The sequence below is a fragment of the Roseburia sp. AF12-17LB genome (assembly GCF_003479605.1).
GTDB lineage: Bacteria > Bacillota > Clostridia > Lachnospirales > Lachnospiraceae > Roseburia_C > Roseburia_C amylophila.
In genome coordinates, this window is record NZ_QUHR01000006.1 from 50,448 (window position 1) to 74,584 (window position 24,137).

A 24,137-nucleotide genomic window follows, 5' to 3' on the forward strand; every position below is an offset into this window, starting at 1 on the left:
ATTCCACAGGCCGAAGGAGTGCATATGGAATACCCTTTTGTGTATCTTTAAGGAGATTAAAATGAAAACAGAGATTTATACGATACCAATACAGGATGCATTTGCAGAGGAAAGCGAATGTCCGGTCTGCAGAATGTATCAGAAATTAGAAGAAAATGCCATCAATTATACCATTGGACCGGGCGCAAGTTACATGGAGGGAGATATCCGGGAGCAGAGTGATGAACAGGGCTTCTGTCAGAAGCATTTGGAAATGTTATATGAATATCCGAATAAATTAGGACTTGCCATGATGCTAAAGACCCATATGGATAAGACAGCTAAGGAGTTAAAAAAAGCAATGAAAGCACCACTGCCTCAGGCAGCTGTACTTTTCAGGAAAAAGAGCCAGACGGTCCATCCGGTGATTACCTTTGTGGAAGAAAAAGAGAAAAAGTGCTTTGTGTGTGATTACATTAATCACAGCTTTACAAATTATATCAATACCATTTACTATTTATATGAAAAAGAAGAGGACTTCCGCAAACAGTTTGCAGCATCCAAAGGCTTTTGTGTAAATCATTATAAAGTTCTGTTTTCCGGTGCCCCGGAATATATGGGTAAGAAATACCTGAATGAATTTCTGATGACTTTAAATGAGACTTTTATTAATGGATATGAGAGGGTGCGGGATGATTTAGAATGGTTCATCTGTAAGAATGATTACCGTTATAAGGAGCAGCCTTGGAAGAATGCAAGGGATGCACTGCAGAGAGGACTGGTAAAGGCAGGAAGTATCATGGCGGCAGAAGAAAAGAAGGAATAGGTAGAGGTAATAAAAGAAAAGGGGATAGAAGAAGACGTAAGAGCAACAGGTAAATAAAAACAGGAAAGAGAGGTATTTATGACAAGTTATATTTTACTGGTAGCAGCAGTGATTTTATTGTGCCTGTCATTGAATAAAATGTCCAACAAACTGGGAATTCCAATGCTGTTGGCATATATTCTTCTTGGCATGATGTTTGGAACAGATGGAATTTTAAAGATTCCTTTTGATAATTTTACGATTGCCGAACAGATTTGTACGGTGTCCTTAATCTTTATCATGTTTTACGGTGGATTTGGAACCAACTGGAAACAGGCAAAGCCGGTGGCTGGTAAAGCAGTATTATTATCAACAGTGGGTGTTATACTGACCGCAGTAACAACCGGAGCATTCTGTCATTTTATATTGAAAATGGATTTCTGGGAAAGTATGCTGATTGGCTCTGTAATCAGTTCTACGGATGCGGCATCGGTCTTTTCAATCCTTCGTTCCAGACGGCTGAATCTTAAGAACAATACTGCATCCATGCTGGAGGTGGAAAGTGGTAGTAATGACCCATGTTCTTATATGCTGACTGTAATTATATTAACAATAATGAGCGGAGAATTAAATGGTTCTTCGCTGGTTGTCATGATATTCTCGCAGATTATTTTTGGCATATTAGTGGGGGTAGTTGTGGCACTGGCAGCAGCATTCATTTTAAAAAAAGTGAATTTTGCAACGGATGGATTTGATACGATATTTGTATTCAGTATGGCACTGGTATCCTACGCCGGAGCATCCATGATAAATGGAAATGGTTATCTGGCAGCATACATTGCCGGAATTATCCTTGGCAACACTCCACTTCATCACAAAAAATCACTGGTGCATTTCTTTGATGGAATCACCGGATTGATGCAGATGCTGATTTTCTTCCTGCTTGGTCTGCTGGCATATCCATCCCAGCTGCCGAAGATATTGCCGATGGCACTGGCAATTGCGGTATTTTTAACATTTGTGGCAAGGCCGGTTTCTGTATTTGCTATCTTGATGCCATTCCGCTGCCCGGTAAAGCAGCAGCTTCTGGTGTCCTGGGCGGGGCTTCGTGGAGCGGCATCCATAGTATTTGCAATTATGGCAACAGTAAGCCCGGCATATACGAAAAATGATTTGTTCCACATAGTTATTTTCATTGTCCTGTTCTCTATCAGTATTCAGGGTACACTGCTTGGACTGGTGGCGAAGAAGCTTGACATGATAGACGAAAATGGCAACGTCATGAAGACCTTCAGTGACTACTCCGATGAAATGCCGGTGGAGTTTGTTAAAATCAGTATCAAGGCAGGACATCCATGGGAGAACCGCAAGATAAAAGACCTTGCTTCCCTGCCGGATTTATTACTGGTGCTGATTCTAAGAGGCGAGGAGCGTATCATTCCAAATGGCAACACGGTAGTGCTTGCCGGAGACAAGATTGTCTTAAGTGCCTTATCTCCGGAAGAAAATCTTGGCATCTGTCTGACAGAAATCCCAATCGAAAAAGACAGCAAGTGGATTGGAAAGCCATTATCCAGAATAAAACTGGGAGAAGAGAAGCTGGTTCTTGTTCTAAAGCGGAATGAGAAGGTTGTGATACCGAACGGAAATACTGTGATTCGTGAAAATGATGTGCTGGTAATCAGCCAGTTATAAATATGTTTTTTTGAATTTTGAAGAATAGCAGGAGTGTTCGCCGAAGTGCAGATGCATTTTAAGGGCTGTTAAGGGCACTTGGAATTTCGTTAGATATTAGGCAATGCCGGCACAAGGATGTGCCGGCAAGGTGCATAGGAACATGGATGTGACTTTGCACCGGTTGCCGGATATAAAAATGATTTTTCGAAATTCTTAGTGCCCTTTACAGCACTTAGACAGCATCTGTATTCGGTGAAGAGTACTGCTATTTTTAAAAATTTAAAAATATATGCAACAGAATGGAATTCAGCGACACTATATATATGAGACCGGTCAAAGGAAAGGACTTAGGAAGGTATAGGGTGAGCATATGGAGCAGGAACTGCAGCTGGTGCGCAGGGCACAAAGTGGGGATACTGGTGCATTTGCACAATTATATGAAGGCGTTTATCAGGACTTGTATCGCTTTGCGTTATATGTGCTGAAGCATCCGCAGGATGCACAGGATGTGGTCAGCGATACCGTGACAGATGCATTTGCACAAATCGGGGAGCTTCGAAAGACAGAAGCGTTCCGGGCGTGGATATTCCGTATTTTAAGTAATAAGTGCAAACGTAAATTAAAAGAGTATGCGACCCGTCCGGAAGAGCTGACACCGGAGCTTTTAGAGCATCTGGGAAAATCCGGAATGGATGAGCATGCAGCAGTCCGGAGCCTGTTCTTTGAGCTGCCTTCCGAGGAACGAATGATTATCGCCATGCATTTATTCTGTGGGTATAGCAGCAAGGAAATCGGAAAACTGTTAGACCTTAACGAAAATACCGTCCGCTCAAAAGAGAGCCGGGGAATAAAGAAAATGGTGGAGAAATATTGGAAGTGAGAAACGGAAGATATGCAAAAAGTCTGGAAAACAACAGAAAATTCAGATGAGATGGAGGTGCCGGTATGAATGAACAGGAGATTTTAACCCAGTTAAGAAAAGCGGCGGAGGAGATTGAGATACCAGAGGCTCTGAAACCGGAACAGATAGAAAAACAATTACAGGAACAGAAAAAATCAAAGAAAATAATTCCATGGCGCAGACTTGGAAGCATGGTGGCAGTGCTGGCACTGGTGGTATGCAGCGGTATTTATTTAACAGTAACCCATTTCGATAAGAATTCCGGTACAGGGCAGACGGATTCCGTAGCAATGGCAGATACGCAGCAGACTGTGGGAGAAACAGGTGAAACAGGGTATGTGGATGTGGCAGCTATTGGAACAATGTATCATCCTGCATCGGATTATAAGGAGGTATATCAGACTCTTCTTAAGGGGTATCAGCAGAACTGGATAGAAGAGGAAACAAGTGCAGAGACAAGCGAAGCTGCATCGGGAGCAATGAATTCCGGCAGTGACAAATATTACTACAGTGATGTAACTGATTACGGAAGTGCCGATGCCGATTTGTCGGAGGGCAGCAAGGAAGGCGGAAAAGATTATTCTACGACAAATCTGCAGATGGAAGGTGTAGACGAGAGTGATATTGCTAAAATTGATGGCAGTTACATTTATACGGTAGAGGATAAATACATTGTTATAACGGATATCCGGGATGGAAAATTAGAAGAAGTAACACGATTTCTCCCGAAAGACTGTGGCGCAGCAGACCGGGTGATGGAAATTTATGTAGATGGAGACCAGCTGATTCTGGTTGTGCAGGGCTATGAGACATCTTTAGGAGAAAGCAGCAAAGCTGGCTCTGATAAGGAAACTTCTGATAAGGAAACCAAAGATGAGGAAAACTCAGATAAAGAAAACCCGGATGAAGAAACTGCTGTATCAGATGTTGCTGAGGACGGTGCATTCTGCTATGAAATGAATGGAAAAAGCACCACACAGATTCAGGTATACAGTATCGTAGACCGCAGGAATCCGGAATTTGAAGGGAGATTAATCCAGGATGGTTATTATAATACTTCCCGGAAAATCGGAGATGTAGTCTATCTTTTTACACAGTATCATATGACATCAGATGTGGTGGGATATGCAGAAGAGGAATATACCTCAGTGATTCCGAAGGTAAATGGAGAGAAGGTTGCCGCCGGTGAAATTTATCTGCCGGAGTCATCAGGAGAAAGTGGTATACTGGTTTCTTCACTGGATGTAAATAAGCCGGATAAAGTGCTGGACAGTAAGCTTGTAATCTCTGGATATGCCCAGACTTATATCAGCAAAGATGCCCTGTATTTATATGAGGAAGATTATGATGGGGCAATGATTACCAATATTGCAAAATTTGCACTGGATGAGGGCAGAATCAGTGGTGTGGCGGCAACGGCAGTAAGGGGTTATGTCAGAGATACCTTTGCAATCAATGCCAGTGATGGATATCTCAGGGTATTGACCACCGATTATAGTACAGAGGATGAGGTGAATGCACTTTATATTCTGGATGAGAACATGAAATTAACCGGGCAGTTGACAGGCATTGCACCGGGAGAAGAAATCTATGCTGCCCGTTTTATGGGAAACACTGGTTACTTTGTAACCTACCGGAATACCGACCCGCTGTTTACCGTGGATTTATCAGACCCGGCAAAACCGGAAATTATCGGCGAACTCAAGGTGACCGGCTTCTCCGAATATCTGCATTTCTGGGATGATACACACTTACTGGGAATCGGCTACGAATCTGATGAGAAGACCGGAAATATAGAAAACATTAAGATTTCCATGTTTAATATAGAAAATCCGGGAGAAGTAATCGAAGAAGCAAAGCTTGTATTAAAGGATGTAGATTATAGCGAAGCATTATATGATTATAAGAGTGTCATCATTTCAAAAGATAAGAATTTAATCGGTCTGGTTTGTGAGGATTATAGCAGCAGCAGAACAAAGCAGACCTACCAGATATATTCCTATGAAAATGGAACCTTTAAGAAACAGGCAGAAATTCCGGGCATTAACGGAGCCAATTACGAGAATGTCCGTGGAATGTATAGTGGCAATGTATTTTACCTCTGGATTAATGATAACATTACATCCTATGACATGACCGATAGATTTAAAATGTTAAAGGAGCGGGAGTGATTCTTGCAAAACTTTCCCGATAGCTTTATAATGACAGTATATGTGCCGGGTGGTGGTATGAAAATATCATCACCCGGCAACTTATGCAGAATCGGTGACTGCGAAATGGGAAATGATAAAAAAGATGGCAATCAATCCTAAGACACGAATATTTGATGATTGATACAGAATGTATTGTAATTCTTAGGATGCGTGTGTGTCTGATGTGAGGATGTCTTACCGCTGCTTTGACTGGATACGCCTTTTGTACGCCTGTAGCGAATACTGCTCCAGCTGCAAGGGGCTCTAAGAATTTTGAAAAAGCTATTTTATATATGGCAAACGGTGCAAAGTCACATCCATGTTCTTCTGCACCTCGCTGGTACATCCTTGTACCAGCGTTGCCGGGTTTTGCCAAAATTCTAAGAGCCCCTAACAGTCTGCACAAATGTATTTGCCTACAGGCGAACAGAAGGCAGTATCTTGTCAAACATTGGGAAGACAGACTCATTATTATTAAACATTTCGCAGCAGCCATAACAACAAGTGCAAGGGAGAATAAACATGCAATATAGAGAAAATCCGGGAAACAAAGACCAGCTGTCCATCTTAGGCTACGGCTGCCTGCGTTATTCAAAGAAGGGAACCACAATCGACCAGGAAAAGGCAGAGCGGGAGATGGCAGCAGCAGTGGAAGCCGGGGTCAATTATTTTGATACCGCATATACTTACGGTGGAAGTGAAGCCTGTCTGGGAAAATTTTTGGCAAAAGGCTATCGGGATAAAGTGAAGATTGCGACCAAACTGCCGCATTATTACATAAAAGCAGAAGGGGATATGGAACGGTATTTTAAGGAGCAGTTAGAACGCCTTCAGACGGATCATGTGGAATATTATCTGATGCATATGTTAAATGATATTGCAGCATGGGAGCGTCTTATAGAACTTGGTATACAGGACTGGATTGCAGAGAAGAAACAATCAGGACAGATTGGAAATATCGGTTTTTCTTTCCATGGAGGAGCAAATCAGTTTAAGAAGATTATAGATGCTTATGACTGGGATTTCTGCCAGATACAGTATAACTATATGGATGAGCATACCCAGGCAGGAACAGAAGGCTTAAAATATGCAGCAGCAAAGGGAATTCCGGTGATTATCATGGAACCGCTGCGGGGAGGCAGACTGGTCAACGCACTGCCAAAGGATGCCAGAGCCATATTTGCATCCGCAGAACCACATCGTTCCCCGGCAGAATGGGGACTCCGCTGGATATGGAATCATCCGGAAGTAACTGTGGTACTTTCCGGAATGAATGATATTGCACAGGTAGAAGAAAATGTGCGGATAGCATCAGATGCCACAGCAAATGCACTGACAGAAGAAGAACTGGAAATTTTTGAAAAAGTGAAGAAGTCAATTAATCAGCATATGAAAGTGCCATGTACCGGCTGCGGCTACTGTATGCCATGCCCTCATGGAGTAGATATTCCGACCTGTTTTGCAGCATATAATACACGCTATACCGACAGCTTTTATTCCGGTATGAAGGCATATATTATGTGTACCACTTTAAAGACAAATCCGACCAATGCTTCAAAATGCCGTCAGTGCGGAAAATGTGAGAAACACTGCCCGCAGTCCATTGCCATCCGACAGGAATTAAAACAGGTGGCAAAGAAGATGGAGAATCCGGTTTATAAGGTAGCAAGGGCGATTTCGAAGCGCATTGGAAAGTATTAGAAAAAATATTATGAAATTTTGTAAAAAATAAAGGAAATTTGAAGGTGGACACAGAATTATAATAGCAGAGGTCGAATGACGTCCTCATAATGGTAAAGATGATGGCAGTGCATTTACATCATGAAATGGTGATGTGACAGGAAGGGAGAAGATAAGGATATGACAATTCGGGAACGGATGGAGCGCATGGAGCATGAGATGTTAAGCCCTTATGCAGCATTAAGCGAGAATTCCAAAGGACGGGATTATCCGGAGGCACCTTGTGATATACGTCCCGTATACCAGAGAGACAGAGACCGTATTCTCCACTGTAAGGCATTCCGCCGTCTGAAGAATAAGACGCAGGTGTTCTTAACACCGAAGGGTGACCATTATCGTACCCGTATGTCGCATACCTTAGAGGTATCACAGAATGCCAGAACCATTGCAAAGGCACTGCGGCTGAATGAAGATCTGGTGGAAGCCATTGCATTAGGGCATGATTTGGGACATACGCCATTTGGTCATGCCGGAGAGCGGGTGTTAAATGAACTTTGCTCCGGTGGTTTTAAACATAATAAACAGAGCGTACGTATCGTAGAAAAATTGGAAAAAGGCGGACAGGGACTGAATCTGACCTGGGAAGTGCGGGATGGCATTTTAAATCATCAGACCAGTACGATGCCGCATACACTGGAAGGCAAAATCGTCCGTTTCTCCGATAAAATCGCCTATATTCATCATGATATCGATGATGCGGTGCGTGGAAAGATAATGGTGGAAGAAGATATTCCAATTGAGATACGGAAGGTATTGGGAAAGAATTCGGCAGACCGGCTGGATACACTGATTCATGATATTATTACCAACAGCATGGATAAGCCGGATATCATTATGTCCGATGAAATTTTCCAGGCAATGCAGGATTTACGGAAGTTCATGTTTGTAAGCGTATATACCAATTCCATTGCCAAAGGAGAAGAGACAAAGGCAGAAGGATTACTCAGCAAACTGTTTACATATTATATGGAACATCCGATGACGATGCCGGCACAGTATACCGATATGATCGCGGAAGGTGAAGAGGAAGAACGGGTAGTATGTGATTATATCGCAGGAATGACCGATCAGTATGCAATTGCCAAATTCTCAGAATATTTTGTACCGAAGGCTTGGCAGGTGAATTAAGGAATGGCATATTATTCAGATGAATTAATAGAAGAAGTACGTTCCAGAAATGATATTGTAGATGTGATTTCCGGATATGTACGGTTGACAAAAAAAGGCAGCACGTATTTTGGACTGTGCCCCTTCCATAATGAAAAGACAGGTTCTTTTTCCGTATCACCGAATAAGCAGATGTATTACTGCTTTGGATGCGGAGCAGGCGGAAATGTATTTACCTTTCTGATGCAGTATGAGAACTTTTCATTCCCGGAAGCGATGGAGGCATTGGCAGAGCGTGCCGGAATCGAACTGCCGAAGCAGGAAATGAGTGCCCAGGCAAAGAAAGAAGCAGACAAACGCCAGATTCTGTTAGAGATTAACAAGGCAGCCGGCAAATATTATTATATGCTGCTGCGGAGCGAACACGGAAAACAGGCGTATGAATATTTTAAAAAGAGAGAATTATCGGATGCCACCATGCAGAAGTTTGGGCTTGGCTATTCGGATAAATACAGTGATGATTTGTACCGCTATTTAAGAAAGCTTGGATATGATGATGCAATCTTAAAGGAATCCGGTCTTGTGTCCATTGACGAAGTCCGGGGCGGACATGATAAATTCTGGAATCGTGCCATGTTTCCGATTATGGATGTGCATAATAAAGTAATCGGATTTGGTGGACGAGTCATGGGGGATGGCGAACCGAAGTATCTGAATTCGCCGGAGACCAAAATCTTTGATAAGAGCCGGAATCTGTATGCATTGAACTTTGCAAGACAGACCAAGAAACCGCAGATGCTCTTATGTGAAGGCTATATGGATGTAATTGCGCTGCATCAGGCAGGCTTTGACAATGCAGTGGCATCCTTAGGAACCGCGTTTACCAGTGGACATGCCAGTCTGCTGAAACGATATACGAAGGAGGTTTATCTTACCTTCGACAGCGACGGTGCTGGAATTAAGGCGGCACTTCGTGCAATCCCGATTTTAAAAGAAGTAGGGCTGACAGCCAAAGTCATCAACATGAAGCCGTACAAAGACCCGGATGAATTCATCAAGGCACTTGGAGCGGAAGAATATCAGAAGCGGATTGATGCGGCAGAAAACAGCTTTATGTTTGAAATCAGGATTTTAGAGCAGAAATATGATATGAAGGACCCGGAAGGAAAGACCGCATTCCAGACAGAAGTGGCAAAGAAACTGCTTGATTTTACCACGGAACTGGAGCGGAACAATTATATGGAAGCCGTGGCGGATAAATATCATATGAGCTTTGAAGCACTCCGGAATCTGGTAAACCAGCTGGGCACCCAGGGAGGACTTGTAAAAGAGCGGACACCGCTTAAGAGTGGGCTGAATGAGAAGAAGCATAAGAAAGAGGACGGCATGAAGCAGTCCCAGAAATTGCTTTTGACCTGGCTCATAGAATATGATAATCTGTACGATAAAATCAAAGATATCATTACACCGGAGGATTTTACGGAAGACATTTTCCGTAAGGTAGCAGAGCTTCTCTACGAGCAGAAGAAGTCGGGTACTGTCAATCCGGCACAGATTATCAGTTTATTTGCAGAAGAAGAGGAACAGCGGGAAGTAGCAGAGCTCTTCCATGCGAGAATCCATGAAGTAGATTCTGCTGCAGAGCGGGATAAGGCGTTAAAAGAGACGATTCTGCGGGTGAAGGATAACAGCATCTCCTGCCGTTCGGCACACTTAGAACCTACGGATATACAGGGCTTGCAACAGATTGTGGCAGATAAGAGAACCTTGCAGAATATGGAGAAAATGCATATTTCTATAGATTGAGGACAAAATACTATTTAGTCCCGTTTATATGACGAATCATGAGAGGATGAACAAGAAAATGGATGAAAAGATGGAAAAGACTACGAAAAAGACAACAAAAGCTGCAAAAAGTGCTCCGGCAGCAAAAGACGAAAAGATGAGCATTGAGGAGAAAAAAGCAAAATTGCAGGAAAAACTCCAGGAACTCCTTGCACTGGCAAAGAAGAAAAAGAACAGCCTTGAGTATCAGGAAATCAGCGAGTTCTTCAAGGACATGGAACTGGATGCAGATGAGTTTGAGAAAATCTTAGACTTCCTTGAGACCAATAACATTGATGTGCTTCGAATCATGGATGATGACGATATCGATGACGATATCATCTTAGATGACGAAGACGAGGTAGAGGTAGAAAAGATTGATTTATCGGTACCGGACGGCGTATCCATTGAGGACCCGGTTCGTATGTATTTAAAGGAAATCGGTAAAGTGCCTCTTTTAAGTGCAGAGGAAGAAATCGAACTGGCAAAGAGGATGGAATTAGGTGATCAGGAAGCAAAGAAACGTCTGGCAGAAGCCAACCTTCGTCTGGTGGTAAGTATTGCAAAACGTTATGTAGGACGTGGTATGTTATTCTTAGACCTGATTCAGGAAGGTAACTTAGGTCTGATTAAAGCCGTTGAGAAATTCGATTACCGGAAAGGCTATAAGTTCTCTACCTATGCAACATGGTGGATTCGTCAGGCAATCACAAGAGCCATTGCAGACCAGGCAAGAACCATCCGTATCCCGGTTCATATGGTTGAGACCATCAACAAGCTGATCCGCGTTTCAAGACAGTTACTGCAGGAGTTGGGACGTGAACCGACCCCAGAAGAGATTGCAGCAGAAATGAATATGCCGGTAGACCGTGTACGTGAAATCTTAAAGATTTCCCAGGAGCCGGTTTCTTTAGAGACCCCGATTGGTGAAGAGGAAGATTCCCATTTAGGAGACTTCATTCAGGATGATAATGTACCGGTACCTGCTGATGCAGCAGCATTTACCCTGTTAAAAGAGCAGTTGGAGGAAGTGCTTGGAACACTGACCGAGCGGGAGCAGAAGGTATTAACCCTTCGTTTTGGTCTGGAAGATGGACGTGCCCGTACACTGGAAGAAGTTGGAAAAGAATTCAATGTAACCAGGGAGCGTATCCGTCAGATTGAAGCAAAGGCACTCCGTAAACTGCGTCATCCAAGCAGAAGCCGCAAATTAAAGGACTATCTGGAGTAATATATGAATAAACTTTCAAAAAGAATGCAGGCAGTTGCAGCATTGGTTCAGAATACCACCTGCCTTGCAGATGTAGGATGTGACCATGGTTATGTTCCGATTTATCTGATTCAGTCAGAACGTATTGGGCATGCCATTGCAATGGATGTGAACCGGGGTCCGCTTCTTCGGGCAGAGGAGCATATCCGGGAAGTTCATTTAGAAGATTACATAGAAACCAGATTGTCCGATGGACTTACAGCGTTGGCTCCATCCGAAGCCGATGGTGTGGTAATCGCCGGAATGGGTGGAGCGTTGACGAAACGGATTCTTACAGAACATCCGGAAGTCTGGAAGAAGATGAATAATCTTGTGTTACAGCCACAGTCTGAAATAGAAGAGGTACGCCGTTATATTTATGCGGAAGGCTTTCACATTGAAGAAGAAGATATGGTGGAAGAAGAAGGCAAATATTACGTGATGTTAAGATGTGTACCGGGAAAAGCAGCACCGTTGACGGATGTTGCTTTTCGTTATGGTGAATATTTATTACAGACGAAAAACGAAATATTAAAACAATATTTAATAAAACAGAGACAGCAGTTCTCGGAAATCTTAAAGAAACTTGAAATCCAGAAGCTTATGCCGGAGCAAACTGTATTGCAGAAACCAGAATTGCTGCAACAATCTGCAACGCAACAGGATGAATTGCAGCAGAAAGAAGATGGCAGTACAAGACGCTTTGAACGGCAGAAAGAACTGGAAGAGAAACTTGCAATGATAGAAGAAGCAGAGCGTATCATGGGAGAAAATATATGAAGTGTGAACAGATACGGGAAATATTAGAGACACTTGCTCCTGTAGCAATGGCCTGTGAATGGGATAATCCGGGATTTCAGGTCTGCAGATGGGAGAAAGAGATAAACAGTATCTATCTGGCGGTGGATGCAACCGATGAAGTAATTGCGGAAGCAAAAGAACTTAAGGCTGATATGATACTGACGCATCATCCGTTAATCTTTGGTGGAATCAAAAATGTTCTTACCAGTGATTTTATCGGCAGAAGAATTTATGGACTGGCACAGCAGGATATGGTTTACTGTGCGATGCATACGAATTTTGATATCTGCGTCATGGCGGACCTTGCAGCAGATTACCTGGAACTAATGGAGACAGAACCATTGGAAGTAACCGGGGAGTGGCAGGGAAAATCCTGTGGTATCGGCAAAGTGGGAATGCTGCCAGAGGAGATAAGTCTAGGGGATTGCGGCAGGATTGTAAAAAGCCGGTTTCAGACAGAAGCGGTAAAAGTATTTGGTGATACCAGCCGCATGGTACAGCGTGCAGCAATTTGCCCCGGCTCCGGAAAAAGTGAAGTGGATGAAGCGATTGCAAAGGGTGCCCAGGTGTTGATAACGGGAGATATTGACCACCATACGGGAATCGACGCAGCAGCCCGAGGCTTAAGTATCTTAGATGCAGGACATTATGGATTGGAGCATATTTTTGTAACCTATATGGCAGAATATTTCAAGGAAAAATTACCGGAACTGAACATATACAGCCAGAAGTTACAATCTCCGTTTTCCTATATTGTATAAATAGTAATCAAAGAAATGGGGGACTACTATGGGAGAAATTAAATGTAGAATTAATATTCATGGAAATGTAAGGGAGTATGTGCCGGAAACCACATACAAGCAGCTTGCCAAGGAATATCAGAAACAGTTTTCGGATGATATTGTCCTGGTGCTGGTGAACAACCGCCTGCGGGAGCTGCGTGAGAAGGTAGAATCGGGAAATCTTACCTTTATTACAACAGCAGACAAGGATGGAAGGAAAGCATACCGGAGAAGTACGGCGTTACTGATGCAGAAGGCAGTGCATAATCTTTATGGGGAAGAAAAGATTACGGTCCGCATCATGCATTCCATTGCCCAGGGATATTATTGTGAACTGAAGCGGAATGAGGAAAAGAACGGAGCATCAGAGCAGGCAGAATGGGTAGCTGTCGATGAACAGATGTTAAGGAATTTAAAGCAGGAGATGCAGCGTCTGGTAGAAGCCGATTTTCTGATTGAAAAGCACAGTCTGCCGACGGCAGATGCAGTAGAACTCTTCCGGAGACTGGGAATGACCGATAAAGAAAGACTGTTCCGCTACCGGAGAAGCTCAAGAGTCAATATTTATGAGCTGGATCATTACAAAGATTATTTCTATGGATATATGGTACCGTCTACCGGTTATCTGAAATATTTTGACCTGACATTATATAAAGAAGGTTTTATGCTGCTCTTTCCGGGAAAAGATACCAGGACGGTGGATGTTTTTGTCCCATCGGATAAACTGTACCTGACACTGGAAGAAGCGTCAGAGTGGGGACATACCATGGGAGTAGGAACCATAGGAGCTTTGAATGATGCAGTTTCTGCTGGCAGAATACAGGAAATTATTCTGATACAGGAAGCTCTGATGGAACAGAAAATAGGACAGCTGGCAGAGCAGATTAAAGAGGGACATCATAAGAAATTCATTATGATAGCAGGTCCATCCTCTTCTGGAAAGACAACGTTTTCCCACAGGCTGTCCATACAGCTTGCCGCCCATGGCATGAAACCGCATCCGGTTCCGCTGGATGATTTTTATGTAGACCGGGATAAGACACCGAAAGATGCAGATGGAAAACTGGATTTCGAATGCCTGGAGGCATTGGATATTGACCGTTTTAATAATGATATGACAAGTCTTTTAAATGGAGATGCAACGGAACTGCCGGTATTTAATTTTAAAACCGGAAAACGGGAAGCAAAAGGCAGAATGATGCAGCTTGGAGAGGAAGATGTACTTGTTATTGAAGGCATCCATGGACTGAATGACAGGCTTTCCTACTCTCTGCCGCAGGAAAGCAAATTCCGTATTTATATCAGTGCGCTGACCCAGCTGGATATTGATGAACATAACTGCCTGCCGACGACAGATGGCAGACTGATACGGAGAATTGTAAGGGATGCAAGAACCAGGGCTACATCAGCGAGGGAGACCATTGCCATGTGGGATTCGGTAAGGCGGGGAGAAGAAAAGAATATCTTCCCATTTCAGGAAGGTGCCGATGTAATGTTTAATTCAGCTTTAATTTATGAACTTGCTGTGCTGAAACAGTATGCAGAGCCATTGCTGTTTGCAATTGAACGGGACTGCCCGGAATATCTTGAAGCGAAGCGGCTGCTGAAGTTCTTAGATTATTTCCTTCCGGTACCGGCGGATAATATCAATAACAATTCGATTATCCGTGAGTTTATCGGTGGAAGCTGTTTTAATGTCTGATATAGAAGCAATATGAGGGATAGACCGTGTTTCTTGTGCAAAAGAGATAGTTGTCTATCCCTGAATTTTACTTAAAACATAAAAAATAGACAAAATATAACGAAAAAAACGGATAGAAAAAGAAATTTTGTTGAAAAGCATGTAAAGAATGGCTATAATAAAATAATGATGATTTTTGTCACATCATGATATGTGAAGAATGATTTGGAGAGTGGCAGAGAATGGAAAGCAGACAGAAGAAACGTCTGGGGGATATGCTGATTGAGGAACAGATTATTACAGATGAGCAGCTCTCAGATGCATTAGAGAAGAAAAAGGGGACTACAAAGCGGCTGGGTGAGGTTCTGGTAGAGCTGGGTTATACCAATGAGACGGATATTGCCAAGGCACTGTCAAGCCAGCTTGGACTGGAAATAGTCTCGCTTAGTGGAATACAGATAGAAGAAAATGTGCTAAAGCTGGTGGACGTGGCAGTTCTGAGAAAATATGTCATGGTACCAATTGGCTTTTCACCGAATAATATGAATGAAGTCCGTGTGGCAATGGCCGACCCGATGGATATGCGTGGAATTGATGATTTTTCTATTATTACTAATCTGCAGGTCGCACCGGTAATTGCCACAACCCATGATATTATGCTTACCCTTGACCGTTTCTATGGAAGCAGTGAAGCAAGGAAGGTGGCTGAGGCATATGCACTGGAGCGCCGGCAGGAAGAGCAGAGGGAACAGGAGAAGGAGAATGATGAAGATATTGCAAATTCCCCGATTGTCCTTCTGGTAAATGCCATGATTGAGCAGGCAGCAAGACAGCGTGCCAGTGATATACATATAGAAGCATTGGAAAGCCGTGTAAGAATCCGCTACAGGATTGATGGTGTGTTATATGAGAAGGCGAGCTACGACATCCGGCTTCTGAATGCAATTACAGCACGTATCAAGATTATTGGCGGCATGGATATATCAGAAAAAAGAAAACCACAGGATGGACGAATTACCCTTGTGGTAGATCGTGTGGAATATGATATCCGTGTATCAATCCTGCCAACGGTTTATGGAGAGAAGTGTGTACTTCGTCTTGCACAGAAGAAAGCACTGACCAAGGATAAGAGGGAACTTGGATTTACCCCGGGGGAGCTGGAAAGCTTTGATCGTATGTTAAAGCATCCGAATGGAATCCTTTTGGTAACAGGACCAACCGGAAGTGGTAAATCAACGACGCTTTACACAGCACTTTCTGAACTGAATACAGAGGATATTAATATTATCACAGTAGAAGACCCGGTAGAGGCGAATCTGGACGGCGTCAATCAGGTACAGGTAAATGCCAAAGCGGATATGACCTTTGCATCTGCACTGCGTTCAATCCTGCGACAGGATCCGGATATTATCATGATTGGAGAGATCCGGGACGAAGAAACTGCAGAGATTGCGGTACAGGCTTCTATTACTGGACATTTGGTAGTAAGTACCCTGCATACCAACAGTGCGGCAGGAACCATTACCCGAATGTTAAATATGGGCGTAGAGGGATACCTCCTTGCGGATTCCGTAATTGGTGTAATTGCCCAGCGTCTGGTGCGGAGACTCTGTCCGAACTGTAAACAGCCGCATAAGCCGACAGAATACGAACGCAAGCTTCTGAATCTGGATGATTTGGATGAGACGATGATTTTTGAAGCAAAGGGCTGCCCGATGTGTGCCAATACAGGATATAAGGGCAGAATCGGTGTCTATGAGATGATGGAAATCAGCACGGAAATGAAAGACGCTATAGCAAAAGATGCTTCCACTGCCGAAATCAAACATCTGGCAGTAGAAAATGGAATGGAAACTCTTGCAGCGGGAGCCAGACGTAAAGTTTTAGAAGGAATTACTTCTGTGTCAGAGCTGGTGGGAGTATCTGCTGAGGATTAAGGAGAACTGGGGATTTTACAATGAACAGAATAGAAATGTTTTTGCGGGAAGGAAATGAAAAAGGGGCATCCGATATCCATCTTGCACCGGGAAGCCCGGTGATGTTCCGGATTGATGGAGAACTGGTTCCCGCATCAGATGAGAAGATAAAACCATTTGAAATAGAAGAAATGATAGAACCGCTGTTGACGGAAGAGCAGAAGGCAGAGCTGAAGGAAAATGGAGAACTGGATTTTGCGTATTCTATCGCAGGCTTTCACAGGGTGCGTTTTAATGTGTTCCGTCAGAGAGGTACTTATGCGGTAGCACTCCGTATACTCTCGTTTGAGATACCGGAAGCAAAGCGGCTTGGTATTCCACCATCTGTGGTTGACCTGACCAACCGCAAGCGTGGGCTGGTATTGGTAACAGGACCGACCGGAAGTGGTAAATCTACCACACTGGCGTCTTTGATACATATTATTTCTGAAACATATGCTAAGACAATTATTACACTGGAAGACCCGATTGAGTATTTGCATCCTCACAGCAAGTCAATTGTATTGCAGAGGGAAATCGGTTATGACAGTAAGAGTTATGCGTCAGCACTTCGCGCCGCATTGCGTGAAGACCCGGATGTAATTCTGGTGGGGGAGATGCGTGACCTGGAAACAATCAGTATTGCGATTACGGCGGCAGAAACCGGACATCTGGTATTTTCAACCCTGCATACCAACAGTGCAGCAGCAACCATTGACCGTGTCATTGACGTGTTTCCACCGCATCAGCAGCAGCAGACCAGGATACAGCTGTCAGGTGTTATTGAAGGAATTATCGCCCAGCAGCTTCTTCCAAAGGAAGGCGGCGGACGTGTGGCGGCTTACGAGGTCATGCTTGCCACTCCGGCAATCCGTAACCTGATACGTGAAGGAAAGAGCTTCCAGATACAGTCTATGATACAGACCAGCAAGAAGCTTGGCATGCAGGCAATGGATGATGCCATTTATGACCTTTATATGCAGAATAAGATATCCGCAGAAGATGCCGTAAGCTTCGCACAGGAGCCGGCAGTTATGCAGCAGAAGGTAACGCTATTCTAAACTGCGGAGCATCTGCAGGGAACTGTTAACAGCAGCTTCCGTGGATACCGTAGAATGAGAAAAATGGTTAACAAATTTGAAATTTAACCGATAAATATACTGTAAGGGGGATGAGAAGGTGCCCAGTTATTCATATATAGCAGTGGATGCCATGGGAAAAGAGAAGAAGGCAACCATTGATGCAGAAAATCAGGACAAGGCAGCAGCCCGGCTTAAGAAAAACGGACTTACTTTAATATCCATAAAGGAAGTCGGAATGTTGGAAAAGGATATTAAATTAAGCTTTGGGCGGAAAGTAAAACCAAGGGATTTAAGCGTGTTCTGCCGGCAGTTTGTCAGTATGATAGAAGCCGGGGTTACGGTAATTGATGCCCTTGGAATGTTAGAGGAACAGACGGAAAATAAGAGGCTTTCCGCTGCACTTCATGAAGTACGTACCGAAGTGGAAAAAGGACAGACACTATCCGAAGCTATGGGACATCAGGGAGAGATTTTCCCGGAAATGCTAGTGAATATGGTGGCGGCAGGAGAGACCTCCGGTAATATCGAGCTTTCCTTCAGCCGTATGGCAGTGCAGTTTGATAAGACGGCAAAACTGTCCGGCTTAATGAAAAAATCACTGGCTTATCCGGTGGTACTGCTGATTGTGGCAGTATTAATCGTCATTCTGATGGTAGTAAAGGTAATACCGGGATATGCAGCAACCTTTGAGCAGGCAGGCATGCAGCTGCCGGGCATCACCCGGGCAATGATGAGCATGAGCCATGTAATTACAAAATTCTGGTATCTTTTCGTGGGAGGAATCCTGCTGATTGTGCTTGGTATCCGGGAATGGCGCAAGACAGAGAGCGGAAAGCTGTTCTTTGGCAAAATAGCCATGAAGCTTCCAATGTTTGGTAAGTTAAACATAAAGACATATTCTTCACAGTTTGCCCGTACATTAAGTACTTTAATGTATGCAGGAATTCCGTTGATTCATGGAATTGATGCAGTTACCAAACTGATGAAGAATCGTCATTTCCAGCTGCAATTGCAGTCGGCAAGAGAGGAAGTGGCAAAGGGCGTTCCGTTATCAGAACCGCTGCGGAAGGGCGGACTGTTCCCGCCTATGGTAATCCACATGCTTTCTATCGGTGAGGAAACCGGTGATATTGAGGGCATGTTAGACAAGCTGGCAGATTATTATGATGAAGAGGTTGAGATGACTACCCAGACGGTTATGGCGGCAATGGAACCAATGATTATCGTAGTTATGGCAATTATCGTAGTCATTCTGATTGCAGCAATTTATGCACCGATGCTTTCGATGTACAACCAGCTCGGCAACATGTAAAACGAATTAAGATTCCGTAATAGGGGCGGGATTTTAAGATAAAATATTTATATTTATACAAGAAGGAGAATAGCATTATGAACAAGATTAGAAACAGAAAGAACAACAAAGGCTTTTCATTAGTTGAGTTAATCATCGTTATTGCCATCATGGCAATCTTAGCAGGAATCTTAATTCCTCAGTTTGTTAAGTACATCAGCAGCTCCAAAGTATCCGGAGATATCCAGCAGGCAGAGAACATCTACAATGCAGTAGCAGCTCAGTACGCAGATTCTCAGGGAACAGCACCAACAGGTATGACTTATGATGGAAACAAGCATGAAGTAACAGCTGCTGTTGCAGAGGCATTAGAAATGGGAAAAGCAGCACCTACATGTAAAGTAGATTCAAGCTATTTATTTATGTATAGCTGTGACAGCAAGGGTGCGGTTGCTGTATATCTTGCACCAGCAAGCGAGGCAGATAAAGCATATGATGCTACAAAAGATACCAAGATTTCTCCATCCATTGAAGGAGTGGATAAAGATAAGTGGACAAAATAATCCGCTGAGCTAAGAAAGGACACTACATACCATGACACCAATGCTTGCACTCATCACAGTATTTATTTTCATATATGGAATTGTCATCGGAAGCTTCTTAAATGTCTGTATCTACCGGATACCGCAGAAAGAAGATATCGTCCGGGAGAGTTCCCACTGTATGAGCTGCGGGCATCGGTTGAAATGGTATGATTTAGTGCCGCTGTTCAGTTATCTTTTCTTAAAGGGAAAATGCCGTTACTGTGGTTCGAAGCTGTCAAAGCAGTACCCTATCGTCGAAGCACTCAATGGAATCCTTTATGTAGTTGTATTTTACGCAACAGATTTTAGGTGGGACAGTATTTTATACTGTCTTATGACTTCTGCGTTAATCGTACTTAGTGTGATAGATTACCGCACCTATGAGATTCCTTTTGGAATCAATGTGTTCCTGTTTGTACTGGGGGTTATCCGGTGCGTATTTGGAAAAGGGGACAGAGGAACCTTGATGATTGGTTTCTTTGCAGTGAGCTTGTTCTTGCTGTTATTATCACTTCTTACCAGAGGAGCAGCAATTGGTGGTGGAGACATCAAGCTGATGGCGGCTGCCGGGCTGCTTCTCGGATGGAAGTTGATTATTCTTGCATTTGTGATTGGATGTATTGCGGGTTCTGTGGTACATCTGTTCCGGATGAAGGTATGTGGTGCCGGCAGAATGCTGGCGCTGGGTCCATACTTATCGGTCGGGATATTTATTGCTGCCCTGTGGGGAAATGGGATGATAGACTGGTATCTGGGACTTTTTATGTAGAAAAGAGTGATTATAAGTGGAAAGTGTATGAAGCATAGGTATGCTTTCCAGTTATAATCACGAAAGGTGAGTGAAGGATGAAGATATTAAGTATAGAAATAGGTGTTGATGTAACCCATGTATTGGAGATGGATTACCGGGTGAAGAATCCGAAAGTATATCGAAGCTTTAGCTTTCAGACTCCGGTAGGTGTAATTGGAGAAGCTGGTGTGCGTAAGAGTGAGGAATTCCGCACAGCCTTACATAAGCTTCTGGATGCAAATAAGATTAAGACACGGAAAACTTTGTTTGTAGTTAATTCCGGTAAGATAGCAAGCCGTGAAGTGCTGATTCCGATGATAAAAGAAAACCGTATCAAGGATTTCTTAAATACAAATTCAGCAGATTTCTTCCCGGTAGATTTATCCCGGTACCAGCTGGTATACCGGAATGAAGGTGTGGTACAGCAGGACAAGGTAAAGAAGAGAAAATTATATGTATTTGCTGTGCCGGGAGATCTGGTGCAGACTTATGAAGAGCTGGCAGATTTCTGCTCCCTGGAACTTACCGCACTTGACTATGTGGGAAACAGTATTTTCCAGATGATGCATAAAGCGGTAGGAAATAATATCTGCTGTTCTGTAAAATTAGACGATAATGCAACCATGATTACGATTATCAATCAGGGAATGGTTGTATTACAAAGAACAGTATTTTATGGCTTTGAAGAAGTAGAGAAGGTTGTAGTGGATTCCGGTCTTTTCCCGAAGGAACAGTATCCGGCAGCAATGGATATATTACAGCAGACAGACTGTCTGGATGCAAACCAGGCGGCACCGGAAGATGCCATGAATGCCATGCGGGCAGAAGCGGTAGAAGCACTGCGTCCGATGATTGGCAATATCCGGCGGGTATTAGATTATTATCAGTCCAGAAATAATGGGGCAGAAGTAAAAGAGTGTTTCCTGATTGGTAACGGAGCTTATATCAAGGGACTGGACAGACTGATGTCCCAGGAATTGAATCTTCCGGTACATTTGCAGGAAAAAGATGTTTTAAACGGTTTCCGTACATCCGGAGGCAGATTGGATGCCATGTATGAAGCCTGCTATGGAGCAGCAATACAGCCATTAGACTTCGTGTTTGGTTCGGCACAGACTGCAAAGATTATAGAAGAGAAGAAAAAACGCGAATTGCTTGCGGCAAAGCTGATTGGTCTGCTTTGCGTGGCATGTGCTGTGATATTGCTGGCATTATCCGGAGTACAGAGGATTGCATTATCCCACGAACTGAATACTCTGAGTAAGCAGAAGGATGAACTGGAATATATACAGGATATTTATAATGCATATGTGGATACCAAGAGCCAGTATGATGATGTGACAAAAATGAATGGCAAGACAGAGACAGTCAGTGATGCACTGGCAGATGCCATTGAAGAAATGGAAGAAAAATTCCCATCCGGTGTAAAGGTAACAAGCCTTACCAGTAATGGAGAGGGAATTTCCATGGACATTGAAGTATCTACAAAGGAAGAAGCAGCAAAGATTTTGCAGAATCTTGCAACCTTCGATGCTTTCCGCAGTGTAACGACCAACGGAATTACAGAATCCACAGATGAGAACGGTAAAATTACGGTAACATTTTCAGTGATGTGTACCTATGTAAATGGTACAGCAGATGATTCCATTGATACCGAGACCACACCGGAAGAAGATGTCGAGACCTATATGAATGGTGACCAGTATATTTATCCGGATATGGAAGGCAGTACCGAAAGTGGGGAGGCAGACAATGAATAAGGAAAATAAGAAAGTAAACGACAGGGAATTAAAACTGATATTTGTATTAGGCGGCATAGTATTATTTTTCTTAATCTACCAGTTTGGATATCTGAATGTCCAGAAGGCAAATAAAAATTTAAAGAGCCAGGTAGATGAGGTGCGTGGAGAAGTAAAGGTTATGCAGACCATGAAGCAGAACGAAGAGACTTATAAGGCATATACAGATTCCATGACACAGGAAATGCAGGAGGTAATGGATGCAATTCCATCAGAGATCCGTTCGGAGGATAAGATTATGTTTGCCAGAAGTCTTGAAAAAGAGTATGGCTTTCATGTTACCGGCGTAGGTCTCCAGACGGACGAAATGGTTTATGAAATGAATGAAGATGGAAGTAATCCGGCAGATGATGGCAAATTGTTATATCGTACCGTGGTAAGTCTTGACTGTGAATGTGATTATACACAGCTTAAGAACTGTCTGCGTGGATTAAAGAATAATAATTTCAAGATGTCTGTGGATACAGCAAGCTTCGAGCCGGATGAAGAAACCGGGAAACTGAAAGGAAATATGACGGTAAATATGTATTATCTTTACGGAAGTGAGAAACCATATGAACCATTAACCATTGATGGGGTATCCTTAGGAACAGATAATATCTTTGGAACGGGAACGATTACTCCGGCAGCTCCATCGGATGCCACAGGTACGGAAGGTACCACAGGAACAACAGGTACCACAGGAACAACAGGTACCACAGGAACAACAGGTACCACAGGAACGGATACCAGGCGGTAAGAAAAGCCGGACAGTATAGAAGAAAATGTGAAAAGCAGAAAGGAGCAGAGATGGTATGAGCGGTTATAATGGCAGAAAATTAAATCATAAATTAAATTGTAGTTTAAATAACCGGGGATTTTCATTAGTGGAAATTCTGATTGCAGTAGCGATTCTCGTACTGTGTGCAGTTCCTTTACTGAAAGCATTTGTAACATCTGCCCAGACCAATGTCAGGGCAAGACAGAATTTAAATGCGACTACGCTGGCTGAAAATATTATGGAAGAAATAAAAGCAGCAGGTGTTGAAGGCTATGGTGTGAAATCGGGAGACACGGTTACGATAGATGGTGTGGATCTTCCGGTTTATGAGGCTGAGTATAGCAATTACAGCTTTGATGGCAGGGCATATGATGTTAAGGCAGTAATGACACCATCGCAGGAGACCTATCTGGATGGTACGGATGAAAAAGCATATAATGCACAGGGTATCCCGGAGATTTCTGTTATGGATGACAGCCGGGATGCTGTTTATGTAGAGGACAAGAATGCAAGATTTGACATAATAGATGAAAATGCGGATTCGCTGGGCATGAAGGCGGAAGAACTGCTGAATGCATGCAGAACGGAATACCGCTTTGCAGTAAAGGAAAATCACGGCAGATATACCGTTACCCAGACGGTAACATACAGTGATGCTTCCGGAAATACAATCGGAACCCCCCAGACCCTGACCATATTTGATTCGGTGCTGACCGGAGCAGATCTCAGAAGTCTTTATGTGTGCTATATTCCGGCACTTCGAACAGCCGGTGATATGTACAGAACGCAGGAGAAGGTGGTAATCGAAAACAGACAGGATATTCCGGTTGATGTATATCTTATCCGTCAGGGCTCGCAGGATACACCACTTGCAGTCAGTATTATAGAAAGTGCTCCATCAACAGTGGCAGCAACACAGATTCATACAAATCTTTCTGTAGATGATAAGACAGACATCGGCAGTATAGAACGAAATGGAAGCAGTATTACAGCAGCTACAGCTAAAAGCGCCTTTGGTTTTCAGAAGATGGGCGAGGCTGCAAAGGCAGATGCAACCAGACTTTATACAGTAGAAGTAACCGTTAAACCGGTAGATTCGGAAAAATCAATTACCTTAACAGGAACGGCAATGAAGTAA

Annotated in this window: 19 protein-coding genes; all 19 read left to right on the forward strand. The window is 43.4% G+C overall.

From position 1 onward, the window contains the following. The first annotated feature begins 61 nt into the window (after positions 1-61). The 19 genes from DWV68_RS08710 (at position 62) to DWV68_RS08805 (ending at position 24,137) form a co-directional block, all read left to right on the forward strand. On the forward strand, positions 62-805 hold the full coding sequence (locus DWV68_RS08710; RefSeq protein ID WP_118665558.1) for a DUF6062 family protein: 744 nt from the start codon (positions 62-64) through the stop codon (positions 803-805). Between the two features lie 78 nt (positions 806-883). Then, positions 884-2,479 carry a potassium/proton antiporter gene (locus DWV68_RS08715; RefSeq protein ID WP_118176942.1) on the forward strand — a complete coding sequence of 532 codons (1,596 nt, stop codon included), beginning with the start codon at positions 884-886 and terminating at the stop codon, positions 2,477-2,479. Positions 2,480-2,831: 352 nt separating this feature from the next. Further along, positions 2,832-3,341, forward strand: coding sequence for an RNA polymerase sigma factor (locus DWV68_RS08720; protein WP_117841998.1), 510 nt, complete (start codon positions 2,832-2,834; stop codon positions 3,339-3,341). A gap of 65 nt (positions 3,342-3,406) precedes the next feature. Next, entirely contained in the window at positions 3,407-5,533 is a 2,127-nt protein-coding gene (locus tag DWV68_RS08725) for a beta-propeller domain-containing protein (RefSeq protein WP_118665560.1), read from the forward strand. A 543-nt stretch (positions 5,534-6,076) separates the two neighbouring features. Then, positions 6,077-7,255, forward strand: coding sequence for an aldo/keto reductase (locus DWV68_RS08735; protein WP_118173241.1), 1,179 nt, complete (start codon positions 6,077-6,079; stop codon positions 7,253-7,255). A gap of 159 nt (positions 7,256-7,414) precedes the next feature. Next, a complete protein-coding gene (locus tag DWV68_RS08740) occupies positions 7,415-8,422 on the forward strand; it encodes a deoxyguanosinetriphosphate triphosphohydrolase (protein ID WP_022244023.1) in 1,008 nt (335 codons plus the stop codon). 3 nt (positions 8,423-8,425) lie between these two features. Then, on the forward strand, positions 8,426-10,207 hold the full coding sequence (dnaG, locus tag DWV68_RS08745) for a DNA primase (protein ID WP_118665562.1): 1,782 nt from the start codon (positions 8,426-8,428) through the stop codon (positions 10,205-10,207). Between the two features lie 136 nt (positions 10,208-10,343). Next, on the forward strand, positions 10,344-11,456 hold the full coding sequence (rpoD, locus tag DWV68_RS08750; protein WP_117698098.1) for an RNA polymerase sigma factor RpoD: 1,113 nt from the start codon (positions 10,344-10,346) through the stop codon (positions 11,454-11,456). 3 nt (positions 11,457-11,459) lie between these two features. Further along, positions 11,460-12,254: a tRNA (adenine(22)-N(1))-methyltransferase gene (locus DWV68_RS08755; RefSeq protein ID WP_118665564.1), complete on the forward strand. Its 795-nt coding sequence runs from the start codon at positions 11,460-11,462 to the stop codon at positions 12,252-12,254. Next, a complete protein-coding gene (locus DWV68_RS08760) occupies positions 12,251-13,036 on the forward strand; it encodes a Nif3-like dinuclear metal center hexameric protein (protein WP_117841992.1) in 786 nt (261 codons plus the stop codon). The genes DWV68_RS08755 and DWV68_RS08760 overlap by 4 nt, the downstream gene beginning before the upstream one ends. Positions 13,037-13,064: 28 nt before the next feature. Next, positions 13,065-14,759: a nucleoside kinase gene (locus tag DWV68_RS08765; RefSeq protein WP_117947422.1), complete on the forward strand. Its 1,695-nt coding sequence runs from the start codon at positions 13,065-13,067 to the stop codon at positions 14,757-14,759. Positions 14,760-14,980: 221 nt separating this feature from the next. After that, entirely contained in the window at positions 14,981-16,675 is a 1,695-nt protein-coding gene (locus DWV68_RS08770) for a GspE/PulE family protein (RefSeq protein ID WP_117841990.1), read from the forward strand. A gap of 20 nt (positions 16,676-16,695) precedes the next feature. Then, positions 16,696-17,754, forward strand: coding sequence for a type IV pilus twitching motility protein PilT (locus DWV68_RS08775; protein ID WP_117841989.1), 1,059 nt, complete (start codon positions 16,696-16,698; stop codon positions 17,752-17,754). Positions 17,755-17,872: 118 nt separating this feature from the next. Continuing rightward, on the forward strand, positions 17,873-19,087 hold the full coding sequence (locus tag DWV68_RS08780; protein WP_118639575.1) for a type II secretion system F family protein: 1,215 nt from the start codon (positions 17,873-17,875) through the stop codon (positions 19,085-19,087). 77 nt (positions 19,088-19,164) lie between these two features. After that, entirely contained in the window at positions 19,165-19,629 is a 465-nt protein-coding gene (locus DWV68_RS08785; RefSeq protein WP_117947419.1) for a type II secretion system protein, read from the forward strand. Between the two features lie 31 nt (positions 19,630-19,660). Next, positions 19,661-20,419 carry a prepilin peptidase gene (locus DWV68_RS08790; protein ID WP_330414786.1) on the forward strand — a complete coding sequence of 253 codons (759 nt, stop codon included), beginning with the start codon at positions 19,661-19,663 and terminating at the stop codon, positions 20,417-20,419. Positions 20,420-20,496: 77 nt separating this feature from the next. Next, positions 20,497-22,200 (forward strand): pilus assembly protein PilM, encoded by a 1,704-nt coding sequence (gene pilM, locus DWV68_RS08795; RefSeq protein ID WP_118057221.1) that lies wholly within the window; start codon positions 20,497-20,499, stop codon positions 22,198-22,200. Beyond that, entirely contained in the window at positions 22,193-22,978 is a 786-nt protein-coding gene (locus tag DWV68_RS08800) for a hypothetical protein (protein ID WP_118665566.1), read from the forward strand. The genes pilM and DWV68_RS08800 overlap by 8 nt, the downstream gene beginning before the upstream one ends. Before the next feature lie 55 nt (positions 22,979-23,033). Then, positions 23,034-24,137, forward strand: a complete 1,104-nt coding sequence (locus DWV68_RS08805) for a type II secretion system protein (protein ID WP_118665568.1) — start codon at positions 23,034-23,036, stop codon at positions 24,135-24,137.

Bases quoted from the DNA above. Each gene is read 5' to 3' on its own strand.
- DWV68_RS08710 (WP_118665558.1), top strand. From the start codon at position 62: ATGAAAACAGAGATTTATACGATACCAATACAGGATGCATTTGCAGAG.
- DWV68_RS08715 (WP_118176942.1), top strand. From the start codon at position 884: ATGACAAGTTATATTTTACTGGTAGCAGCAGTGATTTTATTGTGCCTG.
- DWV68_RS08720 (WP_117841998.1), top strand. From the start codon at position 2,832: ATGGAGCAGGAACTGCAGCTGGTGCGCAGGGCACAAAGTGGGGATACT.
- DWV68_RS08725 (WP_118665560.1), top strand. From the start codon at position 3,407: ATGAATGAACAGGAGATTTTAACCCAGTTAAGAAAAGCGGCGGAGGAG.
- DWV68_RS08735 (WP_118173241.1), top strand. From the start codon at position 6,077: ATGCAATATAGAGAAAATCCGGGAAACAAAGACCAGCTGTCCATCTTA.
- DWV68_RS08740 (WP_022244023.1), top strand. From the start codon at position 7,415: ATGACAATTCGGGAACGGATGGAGCGCATGGAGCATGAGATGTTAAGC.
- dnaG (WP_118665562.1), top strand. From the start codon at position 8,426: ATGGCATATTATTCAGATGAATTAATAGAAGAAGTACGTTCCAGAAAT.
- rpoD (WP_117698098.1), top strand. From the start codon at position 10,344: ATGAGCATTGAGGAGAAAAAAGCAAAATTGCAGGAAAAACTCCAGGAA.
- DWV68_RS08755 (WP_118665564.1), top strand. From the start codon at position 11,460: ATGAATAAACTTTCAAAAAGAATGCAGGCAGTTGCAGCATTGGTTCAG.
- DWV68_RS08760 (WP_117841992.1), top strand. From the start codon at position 12,251: ATGAAGTGTGAACAGATACGGGAAATATTAGAGACACTTGCTCCTGTA.
- DWV68_RS08765 (WP_117947422.1), top strand. From the start codon at position 13,065: ATGGGAGAAATTAAATGTAGAATTAATATTCATGGAAATGTAAGGGAG.
- DWV68_RS08770 (WP_117841990.1), top strand. From the start codon at position 14,981: ATGGAAAGCAGACAGAAGAAACGTCTGGGGGATATGCTGATTGAGGAA.
- DWV68_RS08775 (WP_117841989.1), top strand. From the start codon at position 16,696: ATGAACAGAATAGAAATGTTTTTGCGGGAAGGAAATGAAAAAGGGGCA.
- DWV68_RS08785 (WP_117947419.1), top strand. From the start codon at position 19,165: ATGAACAAGATTAGAAACAGAAAGAACAACAAAGGCTTTTCATTAGTT.
- DWV68_RS08790 (WP_330414786.1), top strand. From the start codon at position 19,661: ATGACACCAATGCTTGCACTCATCACAGTATTTATTTTCATATATGGA.
- pilM (WP_118057221.1), top strand. From the start codon at position 20,497: ATGAAGATATTAAGTATAGAAATAGGTGTTGATGTAACCCATGTATTG.
- DWV68_RS08800 (WP_118665566.1), top strand. From the start codon at position 22,193: ATGAATAAGGAAAATAAGAAAGTAAACGACAGGGAATTAAAACTGATA.
- DWV68_RS08805 (WP_118665568.1), top strand. From the start codon at position 23,034: ATGAGCGGTTATAATGGCAGAAAATTAAATCATAAATTAAATTGTAGT.